Origin of the sequence: Cellulomonas sp. GbtcB1 (assembly GCF_019091725.1) — a bacterium.
Lineage (GTDB): Bacteria > Actinomycetota > Actinomycetes > Actinomycetales > Cellulomonadaceae > Cellulomonas.
The window spans coordinates 1-14,740 of the sequence record NZ_JAGXJG010000051.1 but is presented as its reverse complement, the minus strand read 5'-3'; the positions used below and the strand labels follow the sequence as shown (position 1 = coordinate 14,740).

The window sequence follows — 14,740 nt, the reverse complement described above, 5'->3', positions numbered from 1 at the left end:
CGGGCCGGCGTCCCGCCGCGGACGCCGGCCCGGCACCGGCACCACCGACCACCCCCGACGGAAGAGCAGGCCATGACCAACGCCTCCGCGACGATCACCGGCTCCGCCGCGCCCGTGACGGACGCCCGCGGCCGCGCGCTGCCCGGGCTGAACCCGTTCAGCCTCGGCCTCCCCGCCCGGCCCGGCGCCGGGCCGCTGTCCCGCCGCCCGGTCCGCATCGCCCTCGGCCTGGTCGTCCCCGCGGTCCTGCTCGTCACGTGGCAGGTCGTCACCACGTCGGGCCTGGTCGCGCCGTACCAGCTGCCGAGCCCCGCGTCCGTCTGGACGGCCGCCGTCGACCTCGCGGAGCGCGGCCTGCTCGGCCAGTACGTGGCGATCTCGACCCAGCGCGTCGTCCTCGGGTTCCTCATCGGCGCGGCGCTCGGCCTCGCGGTCGGGTCGGTGGTCGGGCTGTCCCGGCTGGCGGGCGCGCTGCTCGAGCCGGTGCTCGGCGCGATCCGGGCGGTGCCGTCGCTGGCCTGGGTGCCGCTGCTGATCCTCTGGATGAAGATCGGCGAGGAGTCCAAGCTGACCCTCATCGCGATCGGGGCGTTCTTCCCCGTGTACACGACCGTCGTCGCCGCGCTGCGGCACGTCGACGCGCACCTGGTCGAGGCCGGGCGCGCGTACGGGCTGCGCGGGGCGCGGCTGCTGGGCGCCGTGCAGCTGCCCGCGGCCGTGCCGTCCGTGGTCGCGGGCCTGCGGCTCGCCCTCGCGCAGTCGTGGCTGTTCCTGGTGGCCGCGGAGCTCATCGCGTCGTCGATGGGCCTCGGCTTCCTCCTGATGGACTCCGGCAACAACGGCCGCGTCGACCGGATGATCCTCGCGATCGTCCTGCTGGCGCTGCTGGGCAAGCTGACCGACGCGCTGATCGGCCTGGCCGAGAAGTCGCTGCTGAGAAGGTGGGCATGACGAGCACGACGAGCGCGACGATCGCCGCGCTGCAGACCGAGACCCGCACGTACCCGGCCCCGGCCGGCGACTGGAACGTGGGACCGGAGGAGGCTGAGCGCCTGCGGGCGCGCGCCGACGGCGACCACGTGGGCTTCTGGGAGGACGCCGCCCGCCGCCTGGAGTGGGCCGAGCCGTGGCACACCGCGCACACCTGGTCCCCCGCGGTCGAGGGGCCGGACGGCGAGCTCACCGTGCCCGAGGCGCAGTGGTTCGTCGGCGGGCGGCTCAACGCCGCGGTGAACTGCGTCGACCGGCACGTGGCCGCCGGCCGCGGCGACAAGGTCGCGATCCACGCCGAGGGCGAGCGGGGCGACCGCCGCTCGATCACCTACGCGGACCTGCAGCGCGAGGTGTCCCGGGCGGCCAACGCCCTGACCGACCTCGGCGTCGGGCCCGGCGACCGGGTGGTCGTCTACCTGCCGGTGATCGCCGAGACCATCGTCGTGACGCTGGCGATCGCCCGGATCGGGGCGGTGCACTCGCTGGTGTTCGGCGGGTTCTCCGCGGAGGCGGTGCGGTTCCGGGTGCAGGACACCGGCGCGAAGCTGCTCGTCACGTCCGACGGCCAGTTCCGCCGCGGGCAGGCGGTCGAGGTGAAGTCCGCCGCCGACGCCGCGGTCGAGGGCCTGGAGCACGTCGAGCACGTGCTGGTCGTCCGGCGCACCGGGCAGGACGTCGCCTGGACCGCGGGGCGCGACGTCTGGTGGCACGACGTCGTGGACACCGCCTCGGACGAGCACGAGGCGCAGGCTTTCGACGCCGAGCACCCGCTGTTCATCATCTACACGTCGGGCACGACCGGGAAGCCCAAGGGCCTGGTGCACACCACCGGCGGCTACCTCACGCACGCGTCCTGGACGCACTGGGCGATGTTCGACGCCAAGCCCGACGACGTGCACTGGTGCACCGCCGACCTGGCCTGGGTGACCGCGCACACCTACGAGATCTACGGCCCGCTGAGCAACGGGCTGACCCAGGTGATCTACGAGGGCACGCCGGACACCCCGCACCGCGAGCGGCACCTCGAGGTCATCGAGCGGTACGGCGTCACGGTCTACTACACGGCCCCGACGCTGATCCGGACGTTCATGACCTGGTTCCCGGAGGGCCTGCCGGACGGGTACGACCTGTCGACGGTCCGGCTGCTCGGCACCGTCGGCGAGGCCATCAACCCCGAGGCGTGGGTGTGGTTCCGCGAGCAGTTCGGCGCGGGCACGGCCCCGGTCGTCGACACGTGGTGGCAGTCCGAGACCGGCGCGGCCGTCATCGCCCCGCTCCCCGGCGTCACGACGCTGAAGCCCGGCTCGGCGACCCGCGCGCTGCCCGGGTTCTCGGCGAAGGTCGTCGACGACGCCGGCGCCGAGGTGCCGCGCGGGTCCGGCGGCTACCTCGTGCTCGACCGGACCTGGCCCGGCATGGCCCGGACCGTCTGGGGCGACCCGGCCCGGTTCCGCGACTCGTACTGGCGGCCGTTCGCCGCGCACGGCTACTTCCTGGCCGGCGACGGCGCGTCCTGGGACGCCGACGGCGACGTGTGGCTGCTCGGCCGGGTCGACGACGTCGTCAACGTCGCCGGCCACCGGCTGTCGACCATCGAGATCGAGTCGGCCCTCGTGGCACACCCGGCGGTCGGCGAGGCCGGCGTCGCGGGGGTCGTGGACGCGGTCGGCGGGCAGGCGGTGGCGGCGTTCGTCGTCCCGGCCGTCGCGCCCGGCCCGGTCGAGGACCTGGCCGCCTGGCGGGCCGCCGCGGAGGCGCTGCGCGAGGACCTGCGGGCCCAGGTGCAGCGCGAGATCGGGCCGGTCGCCAAGCCGAAGCACGTCGTCCTCGTCCCCGAGGTCCCCAAGACCCGGTCCGGCAAGATCATGCGGCGGCTGCTGGCGGAGCTGCACGACGGCCGGCCGCTGGGCGACGTCACCTCCCTGCAGAACCCCTGGGCCGTGGACCAGGTCGCCGCGCTGCTGCGCTACGGCGCTAGCCTCGCCCCGATCCCCGAGGCCGAGGAGGCCACCGCCTGATGAGCTCCGAGCACCGCTTCGGCTTCCGCACCCGCGCCCTGCACGCCGGGGCGATCCCCGACGCCGCGACCGGCGCGCGCGCCGTGCCGATCTACCAGACGACGTCGTTCGTGTTCAGCGACACCACCGACGCCGCGAACCTGTTCGCGCTGCAGAAGTACGGCAACATCTACTCCCGGCTCGGCAACCCCACGGTCGCCGCGTTCGAGGAGCGGATCGCGTCGCTCGAGGGTGGCATCGGCGCCGTCGCCACCGCGTCCGGCATGGCGGCGGAGTTCATCACGTTCGCCGCGCTGGTCGGGGCCGGCGACCACATCGTCGCCTCGGCGCAGCTGTACGGCGGCACGGTGACCCAGCTCGACGTGACCCTGCGCCGGTTCGGCGTCGAGACCACGTTCGTGGCGGGCACCGACCCGGCCGACTACGCCGCGGCGATCCGCCCGGAGACCAAGGCCGTCTACACCGAGGTCGTCGCGAACCCGTCGGGCGAGGTCGCGGACCTGGCCGGGCTGGCCGAGGTCGCGCACGCCGCGGGCGTCCCGCTCGTCGTCGACGCCACGCTGTCGACCCCGTACCTGGTGCGACCGATCGAGCACGGCGCCGACATCGTCATCCACTCCGCCACCAAGTTCCTCGGCGGGCACGGCACCACGCTCGGCGGCGTCGTCGTCGAGTCCGGCCGGTTCAACTGGGGCAACGGCAAGTTCCCGCAGATGACCGAGCCGGTGCCGTCGTACAACGACGTGAAGTGGTGGGAGAACTTCGGCGAGTACGGATTCCTGACGAAGCTGCGCTCCGAGCAGCTGCGGGACATCGGCCCGTCGCTGTCCGCGCAGTCGGCGTTCCAGCTGCTGCAGGGCGTGGAGACGCTCCCCCAGCGGCTCGACGCGCACCTCGCCAACGCCCGGGCCGTCGCCGAGTGGCTCGACGCGGACCCGCGGGTCACGTCGGTGCAGTGGGCCGGCCTGCCGTCGCACCCGCACCACGACCGCGCGCAGCGCTACCTGCCGCTCGGCCCCGGGTCGGTGTTCGCGTTCCGGCTCGCCGCGACCGCGGACCGCGACGGCCGCGAGGTCGGGCGCCGGTTCATCGAGCACCTGCAGCTCGCGAGCCACCTCGCGAACGTCGGCGACGCGCGCACGCTCGTCATCCACCCGGCGTCGACCACGCACCAGCAGCTGTCCGCGGAGCAGCTCGCCACGGCGGGCGTCCCCGAGGACCTGGTGCGGATCAGCGTCGGGCTCGAGGACCCGGAGGACATCCTCTGGGACCTGGACCAGGCGCTCACGGCCGCGACGGCGCCGCGCGAGGCGTCCGACGGCGCCACCGACGGCGCCGCGGCTGCCGCAGCCCGCCCCAGCGTCCCCGCCGCGCCCGTCGTCGGTGCGGCCGTGACCGGCATCGCCGGCGGCGCGTCCTGCTCTGTCCCGGAGGCGAACTGATGACCACCACGCCCGAGCGCACCTGGCAGGGGCCGAGCGCCCCCGAGCGCCTGGCGCTGCTGCGCCGCACCCGGTCGATCGCGATCGTCGGCGCGTCCAACAACCCGGCCCGCGCGTCGTACTTCGTCACGACGTACCTGCTGTCCAGCACGCCGTACGACGTCTACCTGGTGAACCCGCGCGAGACGTCGATCCTGGGCCAGTCCGTGTACCCGTCGCTCGACGCGCTCCCGGTCGTCCCGGACCTCGTCGACGTGTTCCGCCGGCACGACGACCTGCCCACGGTGCTCGACGAGACCCTGGCGGTCGGCGCCCGGGCCCTGTGGCTGCAGCTCGGCTCGTGGCACGAGGAGGTCGCGGAGCGCGGCGAGGCGGCGGGCCTGACGGTCGTCATGGACCGCTGCGTGAAGATCGAGCACGCCCGGTTCCACGGCGGCCTGCACCTCGCGGGCTTCGACACCGGCGTCATCAGCAGCAAGCGCGCGCTGGCGTAGTCGTCCGGTGCGTCGGGTCCGTGTGCCACAGTGGAGCATGGACCCGACGTCCCGAGCGCCGTCTCCTGCCCACCTCGTCGAGCCGCACGACCTGTCGCCGCCCGACGGGCCGCCGCTCCGGCTGCGCCCGCCGACCCACCGGGTCGACCCCCGCGCCCGCCGCTGGTGGCTGCTGCGCGGCCTGACGGTCGCGGGCGCGCCCACGCTGGTCGTCGGCGCGGTGTGGTGGCTCTGGGAGCCTGCGCGGCCGTGGCTCGCGGTCCCCCTGCTCCTCGGCGTCCTGTGGACGCTCGCGCGCGTGCTCCTCGAGCCGCGGCTCCGGTACGCGGTGCACCGGTGGGAGACGACCGACCTGGCCGTCTACGGTCTGTCCGGCTGGCTGGTCCGCGAGTGGCGCGTCGCCCCGCTGTCGCGGGTCCAGACGGTCGACGCCGTGCGGGGCCCGCTGGAGCAGCTGCTCGGCCTGGCCACGCTCCGGGTCACCACCGCTTCGTCCAGCGGGGCGATCAGCCTCCACGGACTCGACGCCGAGCTGGCCGCCGAGCTCGCCGAGCGACTGACCGCCGTCACCGAGCGCACGCCGGGGGACGCGACATGAGCGAGCCCCCGGCGGAGCTCCGGGACGACGCCCCGGACGAGGCCGTCGTGGAGGCCGACCGGCCCGCGACCGACGACGGGACGCCCTGGTCCCGGCTCGCGCCGCGGATGATCGCGGTCGACCTCGCCCGCTCGCTGCTCTCCCTCACGCCGACCGCGGTCGCCGTCGGCGTGTTCGACGTCGAGGCATCATGGGCGACGCTGTGGCCGCTCCTCCTGGTCGGCGCCTGGGGCGTCCTCGGGGCGGCCGGCGACGCCGTGCGCTGGGCGGTCACCCGGTACCGGGTCACGGACGAGTACGTCGAGCGCCGCTCGGGGCTGCTGGTGCGGCGCTACCGCTCGGTGCGGCGGGACCGGATCCGGAGCGTCGACACCACCGCGCGCCTGCGGCACCGGCTGTCCGGTCTCCGGATCGTCCTCGTCGGGGCCGGGCAGCAGCTCGCGGCGGGCGAGTCCGCGCTCGCGCTGGACGCGGTGTCCCGCCGCGACGCCGAGCTGCTGCGCGCGGTGCTGGTCGACGGCGCGGCTGCTCCCGCTGCCGACGGCGCGGGCGCCGGCGCGGAGCCCGACGAGGACGCCGCGCACGTGATCGCGCGGTTCCGGCCGTGGTGGGTCGTCTACAACCTGCTGAGCATCTGGGCGTTCGTCACCGCCGCCGGCCTGCTCTGGGGCGCGTACTGGCTGCTCGACACCTTCGGCCTCGACCCGGTCGCGTGGGTCGAGGGCCTGCTCCCGTGGGACCGGCTCGGCCGCACGGGCACCGTCCTCGTCGGCCTCGCGCTGGTGCTCGCGGTCGGCGCCGTCGGCATGGGCGCGAACTACCTCGCCACCTCCTGGGGCCTCGAGCTCGCCCGCGTGCCCGGCGAGAGTGGCACGCACCTGCGCAGCCGGCAGGGCCTGCTGACCACCCGCGAGGTCAGCCGGGACGACCGGCGGCTCCGGGGGATCACGGTGTCCGAGCCGGTGCTGTGGCGGTGGATGGGCATGGCGGACACCTCGGTCATCACCACCGGGCTGTCGATCTGGTCCGCCGCGCAGCCCGCCGCCGTGCTGCCCCGAGGCCCCGCCTCGGTGGCGTGGCCGGTGGCGAGCGCGGTGCTCGCGGCCGACCCGGACCCCGTCGGGGCGCCCCTGCGCCGCCACCCCGCCGGGGCGCTTCGCCGGCGGCTCTGGTGGGCGACGGCGACGTCGGCGGCCGTCGCGGGCGCGCTCGCGTGGCCGGCCGCCACCGGCGTGCTGCCCGCGTGGGCCCCGTGGGTCGGCGCCGCCCTGTGGCCCGTAGCGCTGCTCGCCGCGGTCGTCGCGCACCGCGCGCTCGGCCACGCGGTGGTGGGCGACTACGTCGTGGTGCGGTCCGGCCTCATGGCGCGGGCGACCTCGGCGCTGCGCCGCGACGCCGTCAGCACGATCGCGCTCCGCGAGTCGGTGCTGCAGCGCCGGCTCGGGCTGCGGACCGTCGCCGCCATGACCGCGGCCGGCTGGGGCCGGTACGACGCCCCGGACGTCGAGGCGGACGAGGCGCTGCGGTTCGCGGTCGCGGCAGCTCCGGGCGTGCTGGACCCGTTCCTCGTCCGTGAAGACGAGTGATCAGCGCGCGTCGGCGAGCAGCGCCCGCTCGCCCGCCGCGGCGTCCGCCGGACGGCCCGTCGCCAGCGGCAGGATGATCGTGTCGATCAGCCGCTCGGCGAACTCCGCGTCCATCGGCCGGTGCGCCACGACCTTGCGGTAGTGCGCCATCGCCGGCGCGACCGCCGCGATCATGTCGAGGTCCGCCCCGGGCGCCGTGTCCCCGCGGAGCCGCGCGCGCTCGAGCACCTCGCGCGCGAGCCGGACCCGGCCCGCCACGAACTGCTCGTGGAACACCGCGCGCACCTCGGGCTCCTCGCGGACCGCCGTGAGCAGGCCGGTCATCAGGTCGTCGCTCTTCATCCGGGTGGCGCGCACGAAGATGCTGAGCAGGTCGTCGCGGATCGACCCGGTGTCGGGGACCTCGTCGATCGTCATCTGCTTCGCGCACAGCAGGCAGTCGACGGTGAGCTGCACCTTCGACGACCAGCGGCGGTAGACGGTCGACTTGCCCGCCCCGGCGCGCTCGGCGACCGCGTCCATGGTCATGCCGTCGTAGCCGCGCTCGATGAGCAGCTCGCGGGCCGCGGCGAGGATGACCTCGTCCTTCGACTCGTCGCGGCGCCGGCCGGGCCGACGGGCGGCGGGCACGCCAGCCCCGTCCTCGGGCGCGCCGACGGCCGCGACGTCCTCGCGCGCGGCCATCCGGGCTCCTCTCGACATCGCCATCATGCCCGCCGCACGCCGTGGAAACAAATCGAGACTCGGGGGTTTCGAAACTGGCCGGTCCTGGTTTACCGTCGTGCCATCCCCCCACACCGTCGTCCCGACCGGAGCACCCGCATGTCCTCATCCGCCGCACCCACCACCCCGGCCGCGCCCGCCGCCGGCCCGGCCGGCGTCCCGCACCGGCGCCGCTGGTTCGTCCTCGCCACCGTCGCGCTGGCGCAGCTGATGGTCGTCCTGGACGCCACCATCGTGAACATCGCCATGCCCTCCGCCCAGGCGGAGCTCGGCTTCAGCGACAACGACCGGCAGTGGATCGTCACCGCCTACGCCCTCGCCTTCGGCAGCCTGCTGCTGCTCGGCGGCCGGCTGTCCGACATGTTCGGCCGCCGCCGCATGTTCCTCATCGGCCTGGTCGGCTTCGCCGTCGCCTCGGCCCTCGGCGGCGCCGCCGGCACGTTCGAGCTGCTGGTCGCGGCCCGCGCGCTGCAGGGCGTGTTCGGCGCCGTGCTCGCCCCCGCCGCGTTGTCCGTGCTGACGACCACGTTCACCGTGCCGAAGGAGCGCGCCCGCGCGTTCGGCATCTTCGGCGCGATCGCCGGCATGGGCGGCGCCATCGGCCTGCTGCTCGGCGGCTACCTCACCGAGAACTTCGACTGGCGCTGGAACCTCTACGTCAACGTCGTGATCGCCGCGATCGCCCTGGTGGCGGGCAGCATCCTGCTCCCCCGGGCCGGCGGCGCGGCGGGGCACCGGCTGGACGTCCCCGGCGTCGTGCTCGGCTCGGCCGGGCTGTTCGCCCTGGTGTTCGGCTTCTCGCAGGCCGAGCCGCAGGGGTGGGACTCGCCGCTGACCTGGGGCTCGCTCGCCGCGAGCGCCGTCCTGCTCGTCGCGTTCGTCGCCCGGCAGCGCACCGCCCCGAACGCGGTGCTGCCGCTCGACGTCGTGGTGGACCGCGACCGCGGCGCGTCGTTCCTCGGGATCCTCGTCGCGGGGTCCGGCATGTTCGGCGTGTTCCTGTTCCTCACCTACTACCTGCAGACGACGCTCGGGTACACCCCGATGCGCACCGGTGTCGCGTTCCTGCCGATGGTGCTGTCGATCATCGTCACCGCGCAGATCCAGTCGAACCTGCTCATCCCGCGGTTCGGGCCCAAGGTGCTGGTGCCGATCGGCATGCTGCTGGCGGCCGTCGCGATGCTGACGTTCACCCGGCTCGAGCTGGACAGCACCTACGCCGCGCACGTGCTGCCGGGCCTGATCCTCATGGGCATCGGGATGGCGTCGATCATGCCGGCGTCGTTCCAGCTCGCGACCCTCGGCGTCGAGCCGCGGCTCGCAGGTGCGGCCTCGGCCCTGGTGTCCACGAGCCAGCAGGTCGGCGGCGCCATCGGGACCGCGCTGCTGAACACGCTGGCCGCGACCGCCGCCTCGGCCTACCTCGCCGACCACGCGCCGGTGACGCCCGAGGTCGCGGCCCAGGCCGCGCTGCACAGCTTCGACACCGCGTACGCGTGGTCGGCGGTGATCTTCGCGGGCGGCGCCGTCATGGCGGCCCTGCTGTTCCGCACCCGCGCCGACCGCCAGGCCCGCGCGGAGCTGGCGCCGGCCCCGGCGGGCGCCCCGGCGGAGGCGCCGGTCGCGGCGCACTGACGACCGCCGCGCGAGTCGGCGGAGGACCCTCGGCGCGAGGGAGGACCGAGCACGGTGCTCCCTCGCGCCGGGGTCCGCTCCCGGCCTCCGGGGCGCGGGAAGCGCCAGGCCTCAGGCGGGCACCCCCGGGGCGCCCGGGCGGGACGCCGACCGGGTCAGGACGGGTCGAGCGGGCGCAGGTGGCCGGCGCGCCAGGCCTCGGCATCGCCCGCCGTGCGGCGCGCGTCACCGACGACCGCCCGCGCCGCCCGGAGGTCGTCCTCCATGCGGGTGCGCGCGACCGGGACGTCGTCGACGAGGGACCGCCAGAGCACCGCCTCGTCGATCCCGAGGTAGTGGTGGGCGAGCCGGTTGCGCATGCCGCGCAGCTGACGCAGGCCCTCGGCGGTGAGGTAGCGCTCGGCCTGGTCCCGGTCCAGGGCCTCCGCGGCCTGGTGGATCCGCTCGACCACCCGCTCCGCGGCCAGCCGCAACCACGTCGGGCGGTGTCCCTCCCGCTCCGACGCGAGCGCCGCGGCGGTGTCGAGCTCCTCCGCCAGCGCGACGACGCGCTCCGCCTCCTCGGGCGTCACAGCGGGACGGTCTCGGCGAGGATCCGGCCGCCGATCCCGGTCCGGCTCGCGCGGTCGAGCACCTGCTCGTCGTCGACCACGTCGACGCGGACCCCGGTCAGCGACTCGAGCGCGGCGGTCAGCGCCACCAGGTCGCGCCTCGCACCGACCCCGAAGTGCACGATCAGGTCGAGGTCTGAGTCGGCACCGTCCTCGCCCCTCGCCACGGAGCCGAACACCCCGGCCGCCACCACCCCGTGGTCGGTCAGCAGGCGCAGCACCGCGTCGTGGTGACGCGCGAGCGCGTCCCGCGGCAGGTCTCGCTGCACGACTCCTCCTCCGGCTCCGAGCCACCAGGCTAGCGACCGCCTCAGTCGTCCGGGAACCAGATCGCCCGGCGCAGCGCCACCCGCGTGCCGTCCGCCGACAGCGGCGTCCCCTCCGCGCGCAGGTGCTCCAGCGCCGCCCGCGCGTGGTGCGCCGGCGGGGACCCCGCGGCGTTCACCACCCGCCACCACGGCACCCCGGACCCGCCGCGGGACATGATCTGCCCGACCTGCCGCGGCCCGCCGCGCGCGGGCAGCCCCTCGGCGACGAACCGGTCCGCCACCACCTCGGCGATCGTCCCGTACGTCATCGCCCGGCCGGACGGGATCGCGTCGACCAGGTCGAGCACCGCCTCCAGGTACGCCTCGTCCACGCCTCAGCCCCTCCGCACCAGCACGAGCGCCCGGTCGTCGCCCTCGCCGGCACCGACCCGCGCGATGACGTCGTCGGCGTCCCCGCGCCCGGTCGACAGCACGCTCTCGGCGACGCCGCAGAGCCGGTCGATGCCGAGGTCGAGGTCGCCGCCGGGGGTCTCCACCAGGCCGTCGGTGTACAGCAGCAGGATGTCGCCGGGGTCGACCCGGCCCCGCACCGACGGGAAGACCGCCCCGTCGAGGACGCCGAGCGCGGGGCCGCCGCGGGCCGGGACCAGGTCGACGGCCCCGGAGCCGGCATCGAGGTGCACCGGCGGCAGGTGGCCCGCGGAGTACACCGTGTACTCCCCCGTCGCGAGGACCAGGCTGACGTGCACCGCGGTCGCGAAGCCCTCGTCCCAGTCCTGCGCCAGCAGGTAGGCGTTCGCCGCGGGCAGGAAGTCCGGAGCGGGCAGCTGGCCGATCAGCCCGGCGAGCGCGCCGGAGAGCTGGAGCGAGCGCACGCCCGCGTCCTGCCCCTTGCCCGACACGTCGACGAGCGCGATCTCCAGCACGGCGCCCTGCAGCCGCGGCGCGGCGACGACGAAGTCCCCCGAGAACGCCTCGCGGTGCGCGGACCGCAGCGCCGTCTGCACCGTCCAGCCGTCGGGCAGCGCCGGCACGGCGCCGTGGGCGGCGAGCCGGTCCCGCAGGTCGACGAGCATCAGCTCGCCGGGCGCGCCCTGCAGCCCGAGCCGCTCGCGGTGCGCGGCGAAGGCCAGCAGCGCGCCGATCGCGATGCCCTGGAGGACGAACGTGCCCGGCGTGAAGTCCCCGAGCCCGGCGAGCGGGATCGCGACGAACTGCACGACGATCGCCGCGCAGAGCACGACCATCCCGCGCATCCGGAGCAGGAACGCGCCCAGCAGCTCGATGAGGATGAACGTCGACGGCGGCACCCAGGGCCGCGCCCAGACGATGCCCGCGGACGCCAGCAGGGTCAGGCCGACCAGCATCGTCGTCAGGGCGGGCTGCGACCCCACGCCGTACCGGCGCAGGCACGCCCGGACCCGGTCGAGCACGCTCGCGGCCCGGCGTCGGCGCGGGGCGGGCGGGGTCACGCCGCGAGGGTACCCAGCACCCTGAGGGCTCGGCCAGGTGCCGCCACGGCAGGGTCGGCGGCCGAAATCGCGTGACCCGCCCCGACGCCGGCCAGCAGGATGGCGGCCATGAGCACCGCCACGACCTCCGGGTACCGCCTGTTCGAGATCACCGCCGACCGGGTCGCGGAGTACCGCGCCGTCGACGCCATGGCGTTCGCCGAGGCGACCCACGACGCGGCGTACGACGCCGAGGTGCCGTTCGCGGTGCCGCTCGACCGCGCGGTCGCGGTCGAGACCGACGCGGGCGAGGTCGTCGCCGTGCACGGCTCCTACGCGTTCACGCTCCCCACCCCCGGCGGTGAGGTGCCGTGCGCCGGGCTGACCTGGGTCGGGGTGCGGCCGGACCACCGGCGCCGCGGCCTGCTGTCGACGATGATCCGGGCGCACCTCGACCGGTCGCTCGGTCGGGGCGAGCCGGTGTCGGCGCTGTTCGCGGCCGAGCCGGGCATCTACGGCCGCTACGGCTACGGCTCCGCCTCGGACCACGTCCGCCTGACGCTGCCCCGCGGCGCCGCGCTGCGGGACGTACCGGGGTCGGCGGACCTGACCGTGCGGTTCGCGACGCTGGACCCGGCGGCGCACGAGGGTCTGGTCGAGGACGTGTACGCCGCGGCGGGCGCGGGCCGGCCGGGCTGGATCCGGCGCGGCTCGGACGCGCTGCGACGCATCGCGGTCGCCGACCCGGCGGCCTGGCGGAACGGCGGCGAGCCGGCGCGCCTGGTCACGGTGCACGCCCCGGACGGTGCGGCGCGGGCGTTCGCGATCCTGCGGCGCACGCAGACCTGGGGCGACGGCGGCCCCGAGTACCCGGTGCAGGTGCGGCTCGCCGCCTCGGTCGACGCCGTCGCCGCGCACCGGCTGTGGTCGATGCTGCTCGACCTCGACCTGACCACGACAGTGGCCTCGAACATGCTGCCCGTCGACGACCCGCTGCTCGCGCTGCTGGTCGACACCCGGCGCCCCGTGCCGAAGGTCAGCGACAACCTGTGGGTCCGGCTGCTCGACGTCCCGGCCGCGCTCACCGGTCGCCGGTACGCGGCGCCCGTCGACGTGGTGCTCGGGGTGCGGGACGCGCTGCTGCCCGGCAACGACGGCGCGTGGCGGCTGGTCACCGGCGAGGCCGGCGCCGACGGCACCTACGCCGCCCGGGTCGAGCCGGCGGGCACGGACGCGCCGGACCTCGAGCTGGACGTCCGCGAGCTCGGCGCCGCCTACCTGGGCGGCCGCAGCCTGACGGCGCTGTCGGCGGCCAGCCAGGTCACGGCAGCGCGCCCGGACGCGCTGCACCGAGCGGCGACCGCGTTCGGCTGGCCGGTCGCCCCGGTGTGCCCCTGGGTGTTCTGAGCCCCGCCACGCCGAGTCTCCGTCTCCCGTCTGCGACGAGCTGCGCCGGGACAGACGCGAGACGGAGACTCGGCGAGGTCGCGACGCGTCAGGCGCGCGCGGCCTCGTACGCCGCGAGCTGGTCGATCCGGCGCTGGTGCCGCGGGTCCTGGGAGAACGGCTCGTCCACGAACACGTCGACCAGCTCCAGCGCCTCGTCCACCGAGTGCTGCCGGGCGCCGATCGCGACGACGTTCGCGTCGTTGTGCTGCCGGCCGAGCCGCGCGGTGTCGGTGTTCCACGCGAGCGCGGCACGCACGCCGGTGACCTTGTTCGCGGCGATCTGCTCGCCGTTGCCGGACCCGCCGATGACGACGCCGAGGCTGCCCGGGTCGGCCACCACGGCCTCGCCCGCGGCGAAGCACACGGCGGGGTAGTCGTCCTGCGGGTCGTACTCGGCGGCCCCGTGGTCGACGACGTCGTGCCCCGCGGCGCGCAGGTGCTCGACCAGCGCGACCTTGAGCTCGAACCCGGCGTGGTCAGCGGCGACATGGATACGCATGGGGCCATCCTGCCGCACGCCGGCCGCGCCCGGACCCGGTGTCCGCGGATCAGCCCGCCGGCACGGCGCGGGTCACGCCGCCCGCGCCAGGGCGAGGTCACGTGCGGGCACCCGCACGCGCACCCGGCGCACGGCCAGCACCGTCAGCCCCAGCCCCGCGACGCCCCAGGCCAGCAGCCCGGCGACGGCCCGGATCCACGAGCCGTCCACGCCGAGCACGAGCACCTGGAGCGCGGTCGCCAGCTGCGGCACGGGCAGCGCCCCGCCGACCGCGCGGAAGAACGGCGGCGCCGTCTCGGCCGGGACCAGCACCCCGACCGACGCCGCCTGCAGCGCCAGGAACGCGAGCGACACCACGAGCCCCGCGCGGCCCCACAGCGCGCGCATCGCCTGGTTCACCGCCGCGAACGACGCCGCGCCGACCAGGGTCACCAGCACCGCGCCGACGGGGTCGACCGCGCGCAGGTCGAGCAGCGGCAGCGCGGCCGCCAGCAGCAGCGCCTGCACGCCGCCGAGCGCCGCCGCCGGGAACCAGCCGCGCACGGCCAGACCCGCGGCGCCGGCGGTGGCGTACGCCGCGCGGCGCGGGACCGCCGGCAGCACGACGAACACCGCGAGCGCTCCGAGCCACACGGCCAGCGGCACGACGACCGGCGCGACGACCGCGTCCTGCGGGCCGAGCGGGGCGGAGGCGTCGTCGGCCACCACCGGCGCGGGCACCACGGCGGTCAGCGTGGCCTGCTGCGCGTCGTCGTACGTCGGGACCTGCTGCGCGCCCTGCGCGAGCCCCGACGCGAGCGTGGACACGCCACCGGACAGCGACGTCGCGCCGTCGGCTGCGGACTGCGCGCCCGAGGCCAGCTCGGCCGCGCCCGTCGCCGCCTGCGCGGAGCCGGAGGCGAGTCCGGCGGCGCCCGTCGCCACGCCCGCGGCCCCGGACGCGACGCCCGCCGCGCCCGAGGACAGCGCGCC

14 protein-coding genes and 1 pseudogene are annotated in these 14,740 nt (G+C 76.0%); 8 read left to right on the top strand and 7 right to left on the bottom strand.

Features of this window, described 5'->3' with window-relative positions:
- The first annotated feature begins 72 nt into the window (after positions 1-72).
- Genes KVT14_RS15980 through KVT14_RS15955 form a run of 6 tightly spaced genes read left to right on the top strand, consistent with a single transcriptional unit; the run spans position 73 to position 7,131 of the window.
- Positions 73-951, top strand: coding sequence for an ABC transporter permease (locus tag KVT14_RS15980; RefSeq protein ID WP_217616568.1), 879 nt, complete (start codon positions 73-75; stop codon positions 949-951).
- Positions 948-3,011, top strand: a complete 2,064-nt coding sequence (gene acs / locus KVT14_RS15975; protein ID WP_217616567.1) for an acetate--CoA ligase — start codon at positions 948-950, stop codon at positions 3,009-3,011. Before KVT14_RS15980 ends, acs begins: the two co-directional genes overlap by 4 nt.
- Entirely contained in the window at positions 3,011-4,453 is a 1,443-nt protein-coding gene (locus tag KVT14_RS15970) for an O-acetylhomoserine aminocarboxypropyltransferase/cysteine synthase family protein (protein WP_217616566.1), read from the top strand. Before acs ends, KVT14_RS15970 begins: the two co-directional genes overlap by 1 nt.
- Positions 4,453-4,947, top strand: a complete 495-nt coding sequence (locus KVT14_RS15965) for a CoA-binding protein (protein ID WP_217616565.1) — start codon at positions 4,453-4,455, stop codon at positions 4,945-4,947. Before KVT14_RS15970 ends, KVT14_RS15965 begins: the two co-directional genes overlap by 1 nt.
- A 37-nt stretch (positions 4,948-4,984) precedes the next feature.
- Entirely contained in the window at positions 4,985-5,545 is a 561-nt protein-coding gene (locus KVT14_RS15960; RefSeq protein WP_217616564.1) for a PH domain-containing protein, read from the top strand.
- Entirely contained in the window at positions 5,542-7,131 is a 1,590-nt protein-coding gene (locus tag KVT14_RS15955; protein WP_217616563.1) for a PH domain-containing protein, read from the top strand. The genes KVT14_RS15960 and KVT14_RS15955 overlap by 4 nt, the downstream gene beginning before the upstream one ends.
- On the opposite strand, the gene KVT14_RS15950 is transcribed toward KVT14_RS15955, so the two are convergent.
- The gene (locus tag KVT14_RS15950; protein WP_217616562.1) at positions 7,132-7,815 is read right to left on the bottom strand and encodes a TetR/AcrR family transcriptional regulator; all 684 of its coding nucleotides are present in this window, start codon (positions 7,813-7,815) and stop codon (positions 7,132-7,134) included.
- A 138-nt stretch (positions 7,816-7,953) separates the two neighbouring features.
- Between KVT14_RS15950 and KVT14_RS15945 the strand changes: the two genes are divergently transcribed.
- Positions 7,954-9,489, top strand: a complete 1,536-nt coding sequence (locus tag KVT14_RS15945; RefSeq protein ID WP_217616561.1) for an MFS transporter — start codon at positions 7,954-7,956, stop codon at positions 9,487-9,489.
- A gap of 155 nt (positions 9,490-9,644) precedes the next feature.
- Here the strand turns inward: KVT14_RS15945 and KVT14_RS23225 are convergent, their stop codons facing one another.
- From KVT14_RS23225 to KVT14_RS15925, 4 genes are read right to left on the bottom strand one after another with little or no spacing between them, the layout of a single operon-like run.
- Positions 9,645-10,061 (bottom strand): HepT-like ribonuclease domain-containing protein, encoded by a 417-nt coding sequence (locus KVT14_RS23225; RefSeq protein WP_217616560.1) that lies wholly within the window; start codon positions 10,059-10,061, stop codon positions 9,645-9,647.
- The gene (locus KVT14_RS15935; protein ID WP_217616559.1) at positions 10,058-10,369 is read right to left on the bottom strand and encodes a nucleotidyltransferase family protein; all 312 of its coding nucleotides are present in this window, start codon (positions 10,367-10,369) and stop codon (positions 10,058-10,060) included. The genes KVT14_RS23225 and KVT14_RS15935 overlap by 4 nt, the downstream gene beginning before the upstream one ends.
- A 41-nt stretch (positions 10,370-10,410) precedes the next feature.
- Entirely contained in the window at positions 10,411-10,740 is a 330-nt protein-coding gene (locus KVT14_RS15930; RefSeq protein ID WP_217616558.1) for an MGMT family protein, read from the bottom strand.
- Between the two features lie 3 nt (positions 10,741-10,743).
- A complete protein-coding gene (locus KVT14_RS15925; RefSeq protein ID WP_308161120.1) occupies positions 10,744-11,841 on the bottom strand; it encodes a PP2C family protein-serine/threonine phosphatase in 1,098 nt (365 codons plus the stop codon).
- 108 nt (positions 11,842-11,949) lie between these two features.
- Here KVT14_RS15925 and KVT14_RS15920 point away from each other — a divergent pair, with 108 nt between their 5' ends.
- On the top strand, positions 11,950-13,227 hold the full coding sequence (locus tag KVT14_RS15920; RefSeq protein WP_254631063.1) for a GNAT family N-acetyltransferase: 1,278 nt from the start codon (positions 11,950-11,952) through the stop codon (positions 13,225-13,227).
- Between the two features lie 88 nt (positions 13,228-13,315).
- Here KVT14_RS15920 and KVT14_RS15915 read toward each other — a convergent pair whose 3' ends face one another.
- Together KVT14_RS15915 and KVT14_RS15910 are read right to left on the bottom strand one after the other, a co-directional pair.
- Positions 13,316-13,768, bottom strand: a complete 453-nt coding sequence (locus KVT14_RS15915) for a ribose-5-phosphate isomerase (protein ID WP_166940651.1) — start codon at positions 13,766-13,768, stop codon at positions 13,316-13,318.
- Between the two features lie 72 nt (positions 13,769-13,840).
- Positions 13,841-14,740, bottom strand: a pseudogene (locus tag KVT14_RS15910) (hypothetical protein); the annotation flags it as partial.